The organism is Leifsonia sp. 466MF (assembly GCF_900100265.1).
Lineage (GTDB): Bacteria > Actinomycetota > Actinomycetes > Actinomycetales > Microbacteriaceae > Leifsonia.
In genome coordinates, this window is the sequence record NZ_LT629696.1 from 3387459 (window position 1) to 3403462 (window position 16004).

The 16004-nt window shown below is 70.8% G+C and carries 17 protein-coding genes and 2 tRNA genes; 7 read left to right on the top strand and 12 right to left on the bottom strand.

Annotation, left to right across the window (positions count from 1 at the left end):
* Nucleotides 1–39: 39 nt before the first annotated feature.
* Together BLR91_RS16060 and BLR91_RS16065 are read right to left on the bottom strand one after the other, a co-directional pair.
* Nucleotides 40–111, bottom strand: a tRNA-Thr gene (locus tag BLR91_RS16060).
* A gap of 118 nt (nucleotides 112–229) precedes the next feature.
* Nucleotides 230–1186, bottom strand: coding sequence for an aldo/keto reductase (locus BLR91_RS16065; protein ID WP_089880183.1), 957 nt, complete (start codon nucleotides 1184–1186; stop codon nucleotides 230–232).
* Between the two features lie 110 nt (nucleotides 1187–1296).
* Between BLR91_RS16065 and BLR91_RS16070 the strand changes: the two genes are divergently transcribed.
* From BLR91_RS16070 to BLR91_RS16080, 3 genes are all read left to right on the top strand, one after another.
* Nucleotides 1297–2154, top strand: coding sequence for a pentapeptide repeat-containing protein (locus tag BLR91_RS16070; protein ID WP_089880180.1), 858 nt, complete (start codon nucleotides 1297–1299; stop codon nucleotides 2152–2154).
* 133 nt (nucleotides 2155–2287) lie between these two features.
* A complete protein-coding gene (locus BLR91_RS16075; protein ID WP_089880176.1) occupies nucleotides 2288–3316 on the top strand; it encodes a LacI family DNA-binding transcriptional regulator in 1029 nt (342 codons plus the stop codon).
* 25 nt (nucleotides 3317–3341) lie between these two features.
* A complete protein-coding gene (locus tag BLR91_RS16080; RefSeq protein ID WP_089880172.1) occupies nucleotides 3342–5090 on the top strand; it encodes a glycoside hydrolase family 13 protein in 1749 nt (582 codons plus the stop codon).
* A gap of 13 nt (nucleotides 5091–5103) precedes the next feature.
* Here BLR91_RS16080 and BLR91_RS16085 read toward each other — a convergent pair whose 3' ends face one another.
* The 3 genes from BLR91_RS16085 to BLR91_RS16095 all read right to left on the bottom strand — a co-directional run bounded on the left by BLR91_RS16085 (nucleotide 5104) and on the right by BLR91_RS16095 (nucleotide 6551).
* Nucleotides 5104–5916, bottom strand: coding sequence for an inositol monophosphatase family protein (locus BLR91_RS16085; protein WP_018189436.1), 813 nt, complete (start codon nucleotides 5914–5916; stop codon nucleotides 5104–5106).
* Between the two features lie 92 nt (nucleotides 5917–6008).
* Nucleotides 6009–6090: transfer RNA gene (locus BLR91_RS16090), tRNA-Tyr, on the bottom strand.
* A 110-nt stretch (nucleotides 6091–6200) separates the two neighbouring features.
* Nucleotides 6201–6551, bottom strand: coding sequence for a helix-turn-helix domain-containing protein (locus tag BLR91_RS16095; RefSeq protein WP_089880169.1), 351 nt, complete (start codon nucleotides 6549–6551; stop codon nucleotides 6201–6203).
* Nucleotides 6552–6679: 128 nt separating this feature from the next.
* On the opposite strand from BLR91_RS16095, the gene BLR91_RS16100 reads away from it, so the two are divergent.
* From BLR91_RS16100 to BLR91_RS16105, 3 genes are all read left to right on the top strand, one after another.
* Entirely contained in the window at nucleotides 6680–7162 is a 483-nt protein-coding gene (locus BLR91_RS16100) for a nucleoside deaminase (protein WP_089880166.1), read from the top strand.
* A 67-nt stretch (nucleotides 7163–7229) separates the two neighbouring features.
* Entirely contained in the window at nucleotides 7230–7373 is a 144-nt protein-coding gene (locus BLR91_RS20200; RefSeq protein ID WP_166645306.1) for a hypothetical protein, read from the top strand.
* Between the two features lie 15 nt (nucleotides 7374–7388).
* Nucleotides 7389–8126: a nucleotidyltransferase domain-containing protein gene (locus tag BLR91_RS16105; protein ID WP_089880162.1), complete on the top strand. Its 738-nt coding sequence runs from the start codon at nucleotides 7389–7391 to the stop codon at nucleotides 8124–8126.
* A gap of 30 nt (nucleotides 8127–8156) precedes the next feature.
* Here the strand turns inward: BLR91_RS16105 and BLR91_RS16110 are convergent, their stop codons facing one another.
* The 5 genes from BLR91_RS16110 to BLR91_RS16130 form a co-directional block, all read right to left on the bottom strand.
* The gene (locus BLR91_RS16110) at nucleotides 8157–8804 is read right to left on the bottom strand and encodes a biliverdin-producing heme oxygenase (RefSeq protein ID WP_018189432.1); all 648 of its coding nucleotides are present in this window, start codon (nucleotides 8802–8804) and stop codon (nucleotides 8157–8159) included.
* 28 nt (nucleotides 8805–8832) lie between these two features.
* Nucleotides 8833–10209 (bottom strand): acyltransferase family protein, encoded by a 1377-nt coding sequence (locus BLR91_RS16115; RefSeq protein WP_231918958.1) that lies wholly within the window; start codon nucleotides 10207–10209, stop codon nucleotides 8833–8835.
* 151 nt (nucleotides 10210–10360) lie between these two features.
* Complete coding sequence (locus BLR91_RS16120; RefSeq protein WP_020075885.1) at nucleotides 10361–11032, bottom strand: response regulator; 672 nt, start codon at nucleotides 11030–11032, stop codon at nucleotides 10361–10363.
* Entirely contained in the window at nucleotides 11029–12261 is a 1233-nt protein-coding gene (locus BLR91_RS16125; protein WP_089880154.1) for a sensor histidine kinase, read from the bottom strand. Before BLR91_RS16125 ends, BLR91_RS16120 begins: the two co-directional genes overlap by 4 nt.
* Nucleotides 12258–12947 (bottom strand): DedA family protein, encoded by a 690-nt coding sequence (locus tag BLR91_RS16130; RefSeq protein WP_089880151.1) that lies wholly within the window; start codon nucleotides 12945–12947, stop codon nucleotides 12258–12260. Before BLR91_RS16130 ends, BLR91_RS16125 begins: the two co-directional genes overlap by 4 nt.
* A 127-nt stretch (nucleotides 12948–13074) precedes the next feature.
* Between BLR91_RS16130 and BLR91_RS16135 the strand changes: the two genes are divergently transcribed.
* Nucleotides 13075–13563, top strand: a complete 489-nt coding sequence (locus BLR91_RS16135; RefSeq protein ID WP_018189427.1) for a YajQ family cyclic di-GMP-binding protein — start codon at nucleotides 13075–13077, stop codon at nucleotides 13561–13563.
* Here the strand turns inward: BLR91_RS16135 and BLR91_RS16140 are convergent.
* Together BLR91_RS16140 and BLR91_RS16145 are read right to left on the bottom strand one after the other, a co-directional pair.
* Nucleotides 13550–14566 (bottom strand): alpha/beta hydrolase, encoded by a 1017-nt coding sequence (locus BLR91_RS16140; protein WP_089880147.1) that lies wholly within the window; start codon nucleotides 14564–14566, stop codon nucleotides 13550–13552. The genes BLR91_RS16135 and BLR91_RS16140 overlap by 14 nt on opposite strands.
* A gap of 13 nt (nucleotides 14567–14579) precedes the next feature.
* Nucleotides 14580–15977, bottom strand: a complete 1398-nt coding sequence (locus tag BLR91_RS16145) for an FAD-dependent oxidoreductase (RefSeq protein WP_089880141.1) — start codon at nucleotides 15975–15977, stop codon at nucleotides 14580–14582.
* Nucleotides 15978–16004: the final 27 nt, after the last annotated feature.

Sequence of the window (16004 nt, forward strand, 5' to 3'; positions counted from 1 at the left end):
TCCCCACGTCGAGCGAGCCAGTCGCAGGACGGGAGACGGAGCCCCCTGTGGGAATCGGACCCACTACCTCTTCCTTACCAAGGAAGTGCTCTACCAATGAGCTAAGGGGGCGGAGCCGTGACGGCCCGAGGCACGTCGTTTTCGGCAACCGTTCGAGGATACCACCCACGACAGGGTGCTCCGTACCATTGCGGACGCCCGGCAGCGGCGGCCCCGCCCCCTGCGAGGCTCAGGCCGCCTTGGCCGCCTCCGAGGCTCCGGCGAGCGCCTCCAGCTCGTCGCCCGTGAGCTCGAGCTCGACGGACGCGAGGAGGTCCGGCAGCTGCTCCGTGGTGCGGGCGCTGGCGATCGGGGCGGTGATGGTCGGCTGCGCGGCCAGCCAGGCGAGGGCGACCGATGCGACGGAGGCGCCGTGGGCGGCGGCCACCTCGTCCAGGGCCGAGAGGACGGCGCGGCCGGTGTCGTCGAGGTACTTCGCGGCACCGCCGGCGCGAGCGCTGTCGACCGTGACGCCGTCGCGGTACTTGCCCGTCAGGAAGCCGGCCGCGAGAGCGAAGTACGGCATCACACCGAGGCCCTCGCGCTCGGCGATCGGGCGGTACGTCGTCTCGTACCCGCGCTCGACCAGGTTGTAGTGCGGCTGAAGGGCGACGGCGCGGTGGAGCCCCTCGCGCTCGGTGATCCGGAACCACTCCTCGATGCGCTCGGGCGAGTAGTTCGAGATGCCGATGTAGCGGACCTTGCCCGCATCCACCAGGCCGGAGAGCGCCGCCACCGTCTCCTCCAGCGGCACCGTCTCGTCGTCGAAGTGGGCGTAGTAGAGGTCGATGTAGTCCGACTTCAGTCGCTCCAGCGATGCGTCGGCCGCCCGACGGATGTTGTCGGCAGCGAGCCCCTTGAAGTCCGGGTGCTGGCTCACCTTGGTCGCGAGCACCACCTGGTCGCGGTTGCCACGCGCCTCGAACCACTCGCCGAGGATGCGCTCGGAGTCGCCGCCCGTGTTGCCAGGGACCCACGCCGAGTAGCCATCGGCGGTGTCGACGAAGTTGCCACCCGCCGCGGTGTACCCGTCGAGGACGTCGAACGATGTCTCGCGGTCGGCCGTCCAGCCGAAGACGTTACCCCCCAGAGAGAGCGGGAAGACCTCGAGGTCGGACGAACCGATCGTGCGGCGCGGTGCAGTCATGCTGTTCTCCTTCGTTGTGTCGTTCTTCCACGCTAACGCGGTCGGCCCAGGGCTATTCCGGCTCTTCCTGAGGGTGTGGAAAGGTTGCGGCGGACCCGTACTGTGGACGGGTGCGCACCGCTGAAGAACCCCGCCGCGAGCTGAGAGCCGACTGCTCCCGGTGCGTCGGACTCTGCTGCGTCGCCCTCGCCTTCGCACGCTCCGCCGACTTCGCGTTCGACAAGCCCGCCGGCGACCCCTGCGTCAACCTCGACCACGACGACCTCTGCACCATCCACCCGAGGCTCCGCGAGAGCGGCTTCCGCGGCTGCACGGTCTTCGACTGCTTCGGAGCCGGCCAGCAGGTGACGCAGCACACCTTCGACGGGATGGGGTGGCGCGGCGACGCCGACCGCCGTCGCGAGATGTTCGCCGTCTTCCCGCTCATGCGCCAGCTGCACGAGCTCCTCTGGTACCTCGAGGAGGCGCTCGCACTACCCGCGGCAGCCCGCATCCATCCCGCGCTCCGCCGTGCGCGTGCGGAGGTGCTGGAGCTGACAGACGCGCCGAGCGCGGTCATCGTCGACTCCGACATCGACGACCCGCGCGCACCGGCCGCCGAGCTCCTCCGCGAGGCCGCTCGGCTCACCCGCGAGGCCGGACCCGTCGGCACCGGACCCCTCGGTGCCGGCAGGAAGCGGACCGCGCGTTCGCGCATCCAGCCGGGCGCAGACCTCCTGGGCGCCGACCTCCGCGGGGCGGACCTCCGGGGGGCCGAACTCCGCGACGCTCTCCTGATCGCCGCCGACCTCCGCGACGCCGACCTGTCCCGTGCCGAACTGATCGGAGCCGACCTCCGCGACGCGCGCCTCGACGGCGCCGACCTCCGCGAGGCGATCTATCTGACGCAGGTGCAGGTCAACGCGGCGACGGGCGACAGCCGCACCCTCCTGCCGCCGACGCTCGACCGCCCCGGCCACTGGGCATGACCGCATCGCGTCACAGAGTGCAAACGCTTCCACCCCACTCGCTATACTGCCGCTGTGCGCGGCCGGCCGCGGGACACCGGCGGACGCAAACGCTTCCACCGCATCAGACACGACGCGAGACGCAGGAGGTGGGATGCCCGGGATCGACGATGTCGCGCGTCTCGCCGGCGTCTCCACGGCCACCGTCTCCCGCGCCCTGAGCGGCAACGGCCCGGTCTCCGACCACACACGGGCGCGCGTCGTCCAGGCGGCGTCGGAGCTCGGGTACGTCGTCTCCTCCGACGCGTCGAGCCTCGCCTCCGGCCGCACCCGCAACATCGGCGCCGTCGTGCCGCACCTCAACCGCTGGTTCTTCACCTCCGTCATCGAGGGCGCCGAGCGCGTCCTGCTGGGGCAGGGCTACGACCTCACGCTCTACAACCTCAGCGGGGACGGCGGCGAGCGCCGTCGCGTCTTCGACCACCACCTGCTGCGCAACCGGGTGGATGCGGTCTTCACCGTCTCGCTGGAGCTGGCGGAGGGCGAGGTTAGCCGGCTCCTCGCACTCGGAAAGCCCGTCGTCGGCGTGGGCGGCCCCCTCCCCGGCGTCAGCACCCTGACCATCGACGACCTGGCCGTCGCCCGCCTCGCCACAGACCACCTGATCTCGCTTGGGCACATCCGCATCGCCCACATCGGCGGCTCGCAGGAGTTCGACCTCGACTTCCACATCCCGACCAGCCGGCGCCTCGGCTACGAGCAGGCGCTGCGGGATGCGGGCCTCCCCGTCGACGAACAGCTGCACCGCGCCTCCGACTTCACCCTCCCCGGCGGTTACGACGCGGCGAAGCAACTGCTCGGGTCGCCGCACGAGCGCCCGACGGCGATCTTCGCGGGCTCGGACGAGATGGCCATCGGCGCCATCCTCGCCGCACGCGACCTCGGACTCTCCGTCCCCCGCGACGTCTCCATTATCGGCATCGACGACCATCCTCTCGCCGACTTCTTCGGACTGAGCACGGTCGCGCAGCATCCCGACCGGCAGGGCGAACAGGCCGCCGCCCTGCTGCTCGACGCCCTCCAGGCCGCGCGGGCCGCTCCGACCCGGGCACGCCCCGATCCCCTCAGCCACACCGCTCCGGCGGATCTGATCGTGCGGTCCAGCACCGCCGTCCACCCCTGACCATCACAACCGACACGAACACGAGGTGACCACCATCGCCGCTCCGACCCCCCTCCCCCACACCGAGCTCACGCCGTCGGCCCCCGGCCGCGAATGGTGGCGCTCCGCCGTCATCTACCAGGTGTATCCGCGCTCCTTCGCCGACTCGGACGGCGACGGGATGGGCGACCTGCCCGGCATCACCCACCGCCTCCCCGCTCTCCGCGAGCTGGGGGTGGATGCCGTCTGGCTGTCTCCGTTCCAGAGCTCGCCGCAGCGCGACGCCGGGTACGACGTCTCCGACTACTGCGACGTCGACGTCCGCTTCGGCACCCTCGCCGACTTCGACACGATGCTCGCGACCGCGCACGACCTCGGTCTGCGCGTGATCATCGACATCGTCCCGAACCACTCGTCGAGCGATCACCGCTGGTTCCAGGAGGCGCTCGCGGCCGGTCCGGGAAGCCCCGAGCGGGCGCGGTACATCTTCCGTGACGGGAAGGGCGAGGACGGCGAACTGCCGCCGAACAACTGGGAGTCGATCTTCGGCGGTGCTGCGTGGACGCGCATCACCGAGGCCGACGGGCGGCCCGGCCAGTGGTACCTGCACCTGTTCGACAAGTCGCAGCCGGACTTCGACTGGGAGAACCCGTGGGTCTGGGAGCAGTTCCGTGACATCCTGCGCTTCTGGCTGGACCGCGGTGTCGACGGCTTCCGGGTGGATGTCGCCCACGGCATGGTCAAGGAGGCCGGCCTCCCCGACTACACCCCGCCCGCGCACATGGGCAGCATGGGCGGCACTGCGTCGACGCAGGAGACCGGCGGCATCCCGCTGGAGCCGGAGATCGCGGCGCACGCCGACGGCGAGCCGCCGACACCTCCCTACTTCGCTCAGGACGGCGTGCACGCCATCTACCGCGACTGGCACAAGGTCCTGGATGAGTACACCGGCGACCGCGTGCTGTGCGGCGAGGCCTGGGTGGAGCCGCTCGACAAGCTGGCCCGCTGGGTCCGGCCGGACGAGATGCAGCAGACCTTCAACTTCGCGTACCTGGAGACCCCGTGGAACGCGTCCGCTCTCCGCAGCGTGATCGACCGCTCGATCGCCGCGTTCAGCAGCGTCGGCGCCCCGAGCACCTGGGTGCTGTCGAACCACGACGTCGTCCGCCACGCCACGCGCCTTGCGCTGCACGGCGAGAACCTGCAGGGCCACGGCATCGGTCCGAAGACCACCGGGCTGCCGGACCCGGTCTTCGCTCTCCATCGGGCGCGGGCGGCGACGGCGCTCATGCTGGCCCTGCCCGGTTCCGCCTACCTCTACCAGGGCGAGGAGCTCGGGGTGCCCGAGGCGATCGGCCTGCCGGACGACGCGCGCCAGGACCCGACGTGGTTCCGCACCAACGGCGAGCGGTACGGCCGTGACGGCTGCCGCGTCCCCATCCCGTGGGAGGGCGCCGAGGCGTCGTACGGTTTCGGGCCGACCGCCGCGAGCTGGCTGCCCCAGCCGGCGACCTGGGCGGCATACACCCGGTCGTCGCAGGCGGGCGTTCCGGGTTCGACGCTGACGATGTACCAGGACGCCCTGGAGGCCCGCCGTCGCTACGACCTGGCGTTCGGCTCCCCCGAGTGGATGGACCTGGGCGGCGACACGCTCGCCTTCCGCTCCGGCGAGGTCACCGTGGTGGTCAACTTCGGGGAGGAGCCGGTGGAACTGCCCGAGGGCGAGGTGGTCCTGGCGAGCGGCGCGCTCGACGGAGGTACGCTTCCCCGCGACACGACCGCCTGGCTGGTCTGAGCCGCGCTCGGCGTCACTCCCAGTCGGCGTAGAAGCGCTCGACGCGGGGGTGCAGCTGCTCGAAGAGGTCCGGCGCGGCCGCCACCGTGAGGCGGCGGTCGGCCGGGCCTCCGCCGATTCCGGCGACCCGCGCTCCGGCCTCCTGGGCGATCAGGGCACCGGCGGCGTGATCCCACGGGTTCAGTCCGCGCTCGTAGTACCCGTCGAGCCGGCCGGCGGCGACCGAGCACAGGTCGAGAGACGCGGCGCCGATGCGGCGGATGTCGCGCACGTCGCCGATCAGCTCGGCGACGAATCCCGCCTGCCGGCGCCGCACCTCGGCGTCGTAGCCGAAGCCGGTGCCGATGAGGGCGAGCGGCAGCTCCACCCCTTCGGTGACGTGGATGGGCTCCCCGTTCAGCCGCGCCCCTCCCCCGGTGTACGCGGTGAAGACCTCTCCGGATATGGGGTTCACCACGGCACCGGCGAGAGCCTTCCAGGTCGCGGGCTCCGGATCGCCCTCGACGACGGCGATGCTGACGGCCCAGGCCGGGATGCCGTAGAAGTAGTTGACCGTCCCGTCGATCGGGTCGACGACCCAGGTCAGACCGCTCTGACTGCTGCCGCCGCCGGACTCCTCACCGAGGAACCCGTCGCGCGGGCGGGCGGCCGAGAGTGCGTCGCGGATCAGCTGCTCCGTCTCGCGGTCGGCGCGCGTGACGATGTCGCTGAGCGACGACTTGGACGCGGCGATCTCCACCCCGTCCTGACGGCGCTGCAGCGCGAAGGCGGCGGCGCGGCGGGCGACGGTGGCGGCGATCTCGAGCAGCTCGGCGTTGGAGGTCATGCCTCCAGCCTGTCAGACCTGTGTGGCATGCGTCTCATGACGAAAGCCCCCGGCCGGTGGCCGAGGGCTTTCGCGAAGCGTTCTGAACGCGGTGGCGAGTGAGGGATTCGAACCCCCGAAGTCGTAGACAGCTGATTTACAGTCAGATCCCTTTGGCCGCTTGGGTAACTCGCCATTGGCGCTTTCGACCACCAGTTCACTCGTGACCGAAGGCGCCACACAAGAATACTCGGCGGGCGGCTGCAGACGAAATCAGCGCCCGCTCAGCGGCCACACGGCCGGCGTCAGGCGGCGAGCGCGACGACGCCGGAGGTCTGCGCAGTGCGGCCGACCGCGGCCGACTGCAGCTCCAGAGTGGATGCGGGCTCGCGCTCGATCTCCCGCTCCGGCACCAGAGTCAGCACCTGCGCGCCCGCGAACTCGGCCGCGACGCGGGTCAGGAGCTCACCCTCGCTGATCCCGAGCACGCGGCACAGCGCGGCGAGGATCTCAGACGACGCCTCTTTGCGGCCCCGCTCGATCTCGGAGAGGTACGGGACCGACACCCTGGAGGTCTCGGAGAGCTCGCGCAGCGTCGTCCCGCGCTCCGTCCTGATCCGGCGGAGCACCGATCCGATCGCATGCCGTACGAGCATGCCGCCAGCCTATGTCGGCTCGGCCGCATCCGCGCCCGTCGATTTCGGCGGTTCTGCTCTGGGCAGAATCACCGATAGACAGGTATCGGGCCCCGCCGCCCGCGCATCCACACAGGAGGACCCGACCCATGACCGCAGCAGCAGCGACCGAAGACCACGTGCGACGCGCGATCCAGGTGTCCCTCGACGCCCGCGCCCACGGCAACCACCCGTTCGGCGCGATCCTCGTCGCTCCCGACGGCACGATCTCCCTCGAAGCGGAGAACACCGTGGTCACCGAGAACGACATCACCGGCCACGCGGAGACCAATCTGGTGAGAAAGGCGTGGGAGGCCATCCCGCACGCCGAGCTCCCCGGATACACCCTCGTCACCTCGTGCGAGCCGTGTGCCATGTGCAGCGGCGCGATCTACTGGGCCGGGATCGGCGCGGTGGTCTACGGCCTCTCCGAGCAGGGTCTGCGCGCCCTCACGGGCGACCACCCCGAGAATCCGACGCTGGACCACCCGTGCCGCCTCATCTTCGCCGACGGGAGCCGCGAGGTCACCGTCCTCGGCCCGATCCTCGAAGACGAAGCGGTCGATCCGCACCGCGGCTTCTGGCACGACTGAAGGCCGCGATCGCGACACCCCGACGGGCCTGCGGCCGATGTCGGTGGTCGGGCGCACAATCGGGGGCATGAGAACGTTGGAGATTTGCGAACGGTGCGACGGGACCGGGGCCGACCCCGCCCAGCGCAGTGAGGAGATCACCCTCTGCGTCGAGTGCAACGGTGACGGCTGCCACGTCACCTACTACGCCGAGCTCGCGCAGACGGCCTGATCCCGGCCGCGATCGATGGCATCGCCTCGATCGGGCGGCCCCGCCGACGCTGAGCGAGTACGGGGCGCCGCGCTCCGCTTCTGCGATGCGGAGTACCCCGAGGCCACCACGGTCATCCTGGGCGGCAGCTCTTCAACCGGGAAACGGACGCCGACCAGCGACATCGACATCCTGCTGATCGCGCCACCATCGACCTTCGAGCGGCGAAACGGCAGCCCGACCTCCGAGGCCCGCGTCACGCACCACGACGGCGAGCGCTTCGATGTGTTCGCCTACACGGTCGAGGGATACCGCGAGTGGGCGGAACGCGACTTCGCCTCGCTGCGCCCGGTCCTGCCCGTCCTGCTGACCGAGGGCATCCCGTTGCGCACGGGCGACGAGTTCTCGGAACTGCGTCGCTGGTCGGCTGATCGCCTGGCGCCGGGTCCGCGGCCGACCGCGCATCAGCTGGCGCTCCGACGCTACGCGGTCACGGATCTGATCGACGACCTGACAGATGCGACGGACGAGTTGGTGTCGGCGGCCATCCGCGCCGATCTCCTCCGCGGCCTCGGAGAGCTCGCCCTGCTCCATTCCGGCGCGTGGCTGGGTAGCGGCAAATGGCTTGCCCGTCGGCTTCGTGCAGTCGACCCGGAGTCGGCCGATGCACTGGCCGCTTTCGCCCGCGAGCGGGACCATCGTGAGGCTGTCCGTGTCGCCGCCGCCCTGCTGGACCGCCTGGGCGGCCGCGTCGACGAGGACTTCGTGCGCTGAGACCCTGGATTCGCCGAAAGCGGGTCAGCGTCAGGCGGCGGCCTTCGCCGTCGCCAGGTCGTCGAACAGTTCCGTGTTGAAGCGGAAGGCCAGCGACACCTCGCCGATGACGCGGTCGCGCTCCTCCTCGGTCCACTCGACCGCATCCAGCTGCGACCGATAGGTGTCCTTGAACAGCTTCGGCTTGGCGATGTCGGCGAACAGGTAGAACCCGACGCCGTTGGTCTCGAACCCGTACTGGCGCTGAAGCAGCGTGCGGATGATCTGGCCGCCGGACAGGTCGCCGAGGTACCGCGTGTAGTGGTGTGCGATGAAGCCGCCCGGCCAGGTGCGCCCGACCTCGCGGATGCGGGCCGTGTACCGCGCCGTCGAGGGCAGGGGCGCGATCCGCTCGCGCCAGTCGTCGCCGAGCAGGAAGGCGAGGTCGGCCTCGATCGCCGGCAGGCGCGTCAGCTTGGGGCTGATGAACAGGGCGGCGACCGGGTCTTCGCGCATCCACACGGCCGCCTCTTCGAGGGCCTCGTAGATGAAGTAGTGCTGCGAGAGAAGCTGGATGTAGTCGTCGCGGCACCCCCGCCCGCTCATCAGGTCTTGCATGAAGCCGGCGCCCTCACTCTCCTGATGGACACCCCGCGTGCGTTCGCGGAGGGCTTCGGAGAAGGGGATCAGATCAGCCATCGGGTCTCCTGACTTAGGGGAGGCTTGCCTAAGCCTCTCCTACCCGCGCGACTCCCGTCAAGACGGCCGGCCGCCGCTCCGGCGACACACCCGGCGAGCGCAATAGACCGAGGCAAGCGAGGATCAGCACGGCACCCACGACCCAGGCCGCCAGCGCCGACCCGGAGACCAGAATGAGCAGGACACCGCCGGCGCCCGCCGCCGCGGCGCACACCGCACGGAGCGGCCCCGGAACGCGCCATCCCATCCCAGCGCCCGCGTCGGACGGCCGGGCCTCGAGCCGCCCGGCGACCGCCGCAACCCCGGCCACCGCCACCCCGGCGGCGGCCAGCCACAGCGGCCGCGTCAGCCACCACCCGGCCGACAGCGGCTGAGGCAGCGACTCGCCGCCCACCACGAGCAGCACCCCCGCCAGCAGGACCAGAACGAGCATGTGCCACGAGTACACGGTCATGGCGCGCCGGTTCATGGCGGCCACGTACCGGCCGAGGATGCGACCCTCCGCGAGACGCGCGAGCCGGGTGCGAAGGAGGGAGAACACGGCGAGCTGACCGACGCCGAGGAGCACGAGGGCTCCGGTCGGCGGATTGAGATTGAGGTAGAGGTCGGGAGAGTAGACGCCGGCGGCGCACAACACGGCCAGAGTCCCGAACGCGGCGACCGCCATCCACCTCGCACGACGTGCTGACCATCCGTCCCGGGGAAGCGTTGCGAGAACGAAGCCCAGCTGCTGGACGAGCAACCACACGAAGAGCAGGTTGATCAGGCCCACGGCGGCCACGCCCGTGGATGCGCGGACCACGTCCACGGCGAGCACCGCTGCCCCCAGACCCGCAAGCGCGAGCAGGGGACGACGCCGATGCAGGGCGGCCAGCAGAGGCAGCGCCGCCGTGCACACGACGTAGACGCCGAGGAACCACAGCGGCTGGCTGAGCCGGAAACCTGCGGTCGCCACGATGTCCTCCGGCACGCCGGCCAACTGCAACAGGGCCAGCACCACCACGATCGCGAGTACCGCCGCGACGGCCGGCACGAAAAGGCGCCGCAGGCGACCGGCGAGCTGGGCGCCGTACCCGTCACCGCGCAGGCGTGCGCGCTCCCACTGCAGGAACCCGGAGAACCCGCCGAGCACGAAGAAGAGCGGCATGACCTGGCCGAACCAGGTCAGGATGCCGAACCCGCTCCAGTGCTCCATCGCGTTCTGGAGCAGCGGCCCGTCCGCGGTGACGGAGACGCCGACCATCAGAGCGTGGAGGGCGACGACGACGGTGAGGCACCAGGCGCGTGCCACATCCACTGCGGCGTCGCGCCGAGAGGACGGAGCGCGGTCGGGATGCGGACCCGTAGCGGTTCTCGCCCGAGTCGGCGGGGAGTCGGGCGCGAGCGTGGCGGCTGCGAGAGACATCGGACGTTCCTTCCGTCCGGTCAGGGTGACCGGTCGGTACGAGCGTCTCGATGCGGTGTCGGCCGCCGCGTCCCTCCGCGGAGCCAACCCCGGGCACTACCGCGGTAGGGGTGGCATCAGCGGCCCAGCGCTGCCAGCGCTGCCAGCGCTGTTACGGCGCCGGTTCGACGAGCCCGGCATCGAAGGCCAGGATCACGGCCTGCACCCGGTCGCGCAGGCCCAGCTTGGTGAAGATGCGGCTCACGTGCGTCTTCACGGTCTGCTCCGCGATGAAGAGCTGCGCCGCGATCTCGGCGTTCGACATGCCCCGCCCGATGAGCACGAGGATCTCGCGCTCGCGCTCGGTCAGGTCGGCGAGCAGGAGAGCGCGGCTGGAGGTGGCGGGCCGCTGGGTCGCGAACCGCTCCAGCAGTCGTTTGGTCACGCGCGGAGCGAGCAGCGCCTCCCCGGCCGCGACGACGCGGACGGCGTGGACGAGGTCGTCCGGCGGCGCGTCCTTGAGCAGGAACCCGCTCGCACCGGCAGCGAGCGCGTCGTAGACGTACTCGTCCGCGTCGAACGTGGTCAGCACGAGAACGAGCGGTCGATGCGGCTCACCGCGCGACGGATGGACGAGCTCGCGCGTCGCGTCGATGCCGTTCATGCCGGGCATTCGGACGTCCATGAGCACGACGTCCGGTCGCAGGCGGCGCGCCAGTTCGACACCCTCAGCGCCGTCCGACGCCTGGCCGAGCACGTCGATCCCGTCCTGGGCCGCGAGGATGGCGGCGAAGCCGGCGCGGACCATCGCCTGGTCGTCGACCACGAGCACGGAGATCGTCACGGCGTCCCATTCTTCCCGGCGAGCGGAAGGACCGCACGCACGAGGTACCCGCCGTCGGGTTGGGCGGCGGCGGTCAGCGTGCCACCGAGCAGCTCCGCCCGCTCCCGCATCCCGCGGATGCCGTGCCCTCCGCCGTCGGGAGCAGGCGGCGAGGCGGGGCGACCGGGGGCCGGGGCATTGCGGACCTCGATCGCGAGCGAGTCGTCCACCCGGTCCAGGCGGACCACGGTGTCGGCGTCGGTCGCGTGCCGCGCGACGTTGCTGAGCGACTCCTGCACGATCCGGTAGGCGGCGAGAGAGGTGATGGCGTCCATGCCGCCGGTGTCGACGCCAGTGCCGACGAGCTCCACCCGTCCGCGCCGCGCCGCGTCGGCGACCAGCGCCGGGATGTCCGTCACGCCCGGCTGCGGCGCCGTCTCCACCCCGGCGTCGTCGCTGCGGAGCACCCCGAGCAGTCGCCGCATCTCCCCCATCGCGGTGCGCGCTGTGGCGGCGAGGTCGTCGAACTCGGCGACCGCCTCGTCCGGGAGCGACGGGATGCGGTACTTCGCGCTCGACGCCTGCACCTGGATCGCCGACATCCCGTGCGCCACGATGTCGTGCAGTTCGCGCGCGATGCGGGTCCGCTCCTCCGCGACCTCACGCCGTGCGAGCTCCCCCGCGGAGGTCTGCCGTTCGCGCACCAACTGACGGCGAACATCCTGCCAGCGCGAAACGAGCAACGCCCCGAGGAGCACAGCTCCGCTGACGGACGCGAACACGATCAGGTCGGCCGTCGCGGCGCCGTCGACTCCGCTCGCCGTGCCGGCAGCAGCGCCGCCCACCACTCCAATGGTCACCGCTCCCGCGACCGCGACGGCCCACGCCACCAGTCCGGGACGCCAGGCGCCCCGCACGACGACGAGGGCGATCGTGGCCGAGAACGCGACGATGGATGGGGCCGACACCGGCCACGGAGCGGACGCCGTCGCGGGTGAGACGACGGCGAAGCCCAGCAGCGAGGCCGCGGCGGCAGCGGCCGCGACGCGCGGCCAGAGCAATGCGCCGACGATGGACGTCCCCTGGAGGAGCGCTAGAAGCAGGGCGAGAGCGACCGGCACGCCGTAGACGGCCGGTCCGATGGAGGCGGCGACCGCGACGATGGCGATGGACGCTGCGGACGCTGCGATCCACAGCACGAGGAGCCACCGGTCGACCCGGGCGGTGGTGGGGAGGCTGTTCGCAGTCATCGGCGTCCTCCCTCCAGTGCGGCGCGTCGCGCTCCGGTCCGCGCAGGTCGGGATGCGACGGCGGCAGGCGACTCGACGCCCGCCCGCGACGCGCGCCGGCGAGCGGAACGCCGCAGGAGCGCATCCACCACGACCCCCGTGCCGACCCCGAGCGCGATGCCGACGACCATCGCGAGGAACGCGTTGCCATGCAGCCACTGGGCCGCGACCACCCCAACTGTAACGGAGTAGAGCGCCCACGAGACGCCCGCGACGACCGACAGCCCGACGAACCGGCGCCACGCCAGGCCGGACGCCCCGGCCACCAGATTCACGGCCACCCGGCCGACCGGAACGTATCGCGCCGACAGCACCAGGACCCCGGCGCGGGCGTGGATGCCGCGCCGTGCGCGCTCAACGGCGGCGGCCATGCGTGGCCTCCGCAGCACCCGGAACCGGTCGAGCCCCAACGTCCTCCCGAGCGCGAAGGTGAGGTTGTCGCCCACGATCGCCCCCGCGGCGGCGCATGCCAGCACCAGGGGCAGGTTCGGGACGCCGACGGCGACCGCCGCAGCAGAGGCGCCGATCACGACCGACTCGCTCGGAACGGGCGGGAAGAAGGCGTCCACCAGCACGACCGCGAAGACGACGAGATAGACCCACGGAGATGCGGCCGCTGCCGCGATGAAGTCGTTGATGGCGTCCATGGTCCCGACGATAGGAATCGGAGCGCCCTCCGCGCGTCCCCCGGGAGTACCGGTCCGACCCCTACCGCGGAGGGACTTGTCGCGCCTCGTAGACTGGGAGCAGCTCACTACGGGAAGGACGGACACCATGGCAGACTCCTCGTTCGACGTCGTCAGCAAGGTCGACAAGATGGAGGCGGACAACGCCGTCAACCAGGCCCGCAAAGAGGTGGACCAGCGCTACGACTTCAAGAACGTCGGCGCATCCGTCGAGTGGAGCGGCGAGAAGGTCCTCCTGAAGGCGAACACCGAAGAGCGCGTGAAGGCGGTGCTCGAGGTCCTCGAGTCGAAGTTCGTCAAGCGGGGCATCACCCTCAAGTCGCTCGACACCGGCGCGCCGTACGCGTCCGGCAAGGAGTTCCGCATCGAGGTCGGACTCAAGAACGGCATCGAGCAGGATGCGGCCAAGAAGATCAACAAGCTGATCCGCGATGAGGCGCCCAAGAGCGTGAAGTCGCAGATCCAGGGCGACGAGCTGCGGGTCAGCTCCAAGAGCCGCGACGATCTGCAGGCCACCATGGCGCTGCTCAAGAACGCGGACCTCGACGTCGCCCTGCAGTTCGTCAACCTGCGCTGAGGTACCCGCGCATCCACTGCGTGATGGATGCGTATGCCGCCCGGCGCACCGGCGGTCGCGACAGGAACACGTCGTGGAGGGCGTCCTCCAGCCACGAGACAGTGACGGTCGGCCCGAGTTGCAGCGCGCGCTGAGCGATGTCGCGGACGACGAGCACCACGTCCGAGGTCAGCATGTCCGGCGTCCAGTGCGGCAGCAGCGTCGACCGTTCGGACAACAGGGTGAGCACGGGTGCGTCGATGTGCAGGCCCGCAGCGACGCGCGCGTGCCCGGCCAGCACGGCCACCAGCCAGGCGGGGTGGACCGGGAAGCCGCGGATGGGGCGCCAGGCCAGGTCGTAGTCCCACTCGCCGTCCATGGTGCGTGACACCGTCCGGCTGTAGAAGCCCAGGTCGACGTTGGGCATCGCCGCTTTCGGGTCGATGCGCGCGTGCAGGTCGATGAGCGGTGTCAGGGCGGCGCGACCCGCCGATCGGGCTTGGAACTCGAGCCAGGGGCTGTTCAGGATGAGCGCACCCGCTCGGCCGGGGTGGCGGTCGGCCCACAGGCTGAGGGTGAGACCGCCGGTCGAGTGGCCCAGCAGGATGAGGCGGCGCGACCGCGGGCGGTGTGCCCCCTCCGGGTCCTGCGACTCACCGTGGCCGATCGCGTCCAGCGCTGCCGCGATGTCCTCGTCGTAGACGGCCAGGTCGTCCACGAACCCCGGAGTCTGCCCCTCGCGGAGACTGCGGCCGTACTTGCGCAGATCGAGCGCGTGGAACCGAGCGCCCTGGTCGTGCCAGAACTCGGCGAGCTCGGTCTGGAAGAAGTAGTCCGACCAGCCGTGCACGTACAGGACGTCGGTGTCGGCGGCGGGCCGACGGTGCAGGTGGAGGCGCGGCGGCGGCGAGTATCGCACGAGCGTGGCGACGACGTCGCCCTCCGCGTCCGGTTGCAGCGGAAGCGTCAGCTGCTCGAACGGCTCCCCGAGGATGTCGGGGACCCACTCGCGCGCGTTCGCCATGCCGCCGGGGCGCCTACTCGGCGGCCTGCCCGCTCGCCGGCCCGCTGCCGACAGGCTCCCCATTGGAGGCCCGCACCATCTCGTCGCGCGGGACGACCTTCACCCGAACCCGGCCGCGCTCGGCGCCGAGAGACTGCTCGTACGCGTCGAGGTTGTGCCAGCCGTCGAGCGTCGTGTACTCCACACCTCGCTCGTGGAGGAGGTTTTCCACAGATTGCTCGTCAGGGTCGGACGGCGACCACCAGTTCCCCTGATCGTTGATGACATGTTTGATCGTCTCCATGGCATCCGATTTGGTGTGACCGATGAGCCCGACGGGCCCGCGCTTGATCCACCCGGTCGCGTAGACCCCGTACATGCGCTCGTTGTCGCCCTTCCGCAGCACCTGGCCCTCGTGGTTCGGGATGACGCCGTGCTTGCGGTCGAACGGGATGCCGGGCAGCGGCGAGCCGAAGTAGCCGACGGCCCGGTAGATCGCATCGATCTCGAGCTCGCGGATCTCGCCCGTACCGCGCACGCCCCCCTCGCCGTCGGGCTCGGTTCGCTCCCAGCGGAAGGCCCGCACCTGGCCGTTCTCGTCGCCCACCACCTCGAGCGGCTTCGCGTAGAAGTGCAGGTGGAGCCGTCGCGATGCGTTGCCGACCTCGCGCTGCCGCCACTGCTGCAGCACGCGGTCGATGACCATCACCTGCTTGTTGCTCGCGATCGCCGCCTTCGACTGCTCGTCGTAGTCGAAGTCCTCGTCGTAGAGGATCATGTCGACGTCGCGCAGCTCGCCGAGCTCGCGCAGCTCCAGTGGAGTGAACTTCACCTGCGCGGGGCCGCGACGGCCGAAGACGTGAACGTCGGTGACAGGCGAGTTCTTGAGCCCCTCGTAGACGTTGTCCGGGATCTCGGTCGGCAGCAGGTCGTCGGCGTGCTTGGCGAGCATCCGGGAGATGTCGAGTGCGACGTTGCCGTTGCCGATGACGGCGACCGACTTCGCGTCGAGCGGCCACGTGCGCGGGACGTCGGGATGCCCGTCGAACCAGCTGACGAAGTCGGCCGCTCCATACGAACCCCGGAGCTCGATGCCCGGGATCTCGAGGTCGGCGTCGCGCACGGCGCCGGTGGCGAAGATGACGGCGTTGTAGTGGCGCTTGAGGTCGTCGAGCGTGATGTCGCGGCCGTACTGGACGTTGCCGAAGATCCGGATGTCACCGCTGTCGAGCACCTCGCGCAGCGCGGTGATGATGCCCTTGATGCGCGGGTGGTCGGGGGCCACGCCGTAGCGGACGAGGCCGTACGGTGCGGGAAGCTGCTCGAACAGGTCGATCGACACGTCGAAGCCCCGCTCCGCTTTCAGCAGGATGTCGGCGGCGTAGATGCCCGCCGGTCCGGCGCCGACGATGGCCAGTCGCAGTTTGGTCATTCGTTGATTCCTTCTGGGGTTGCTGGT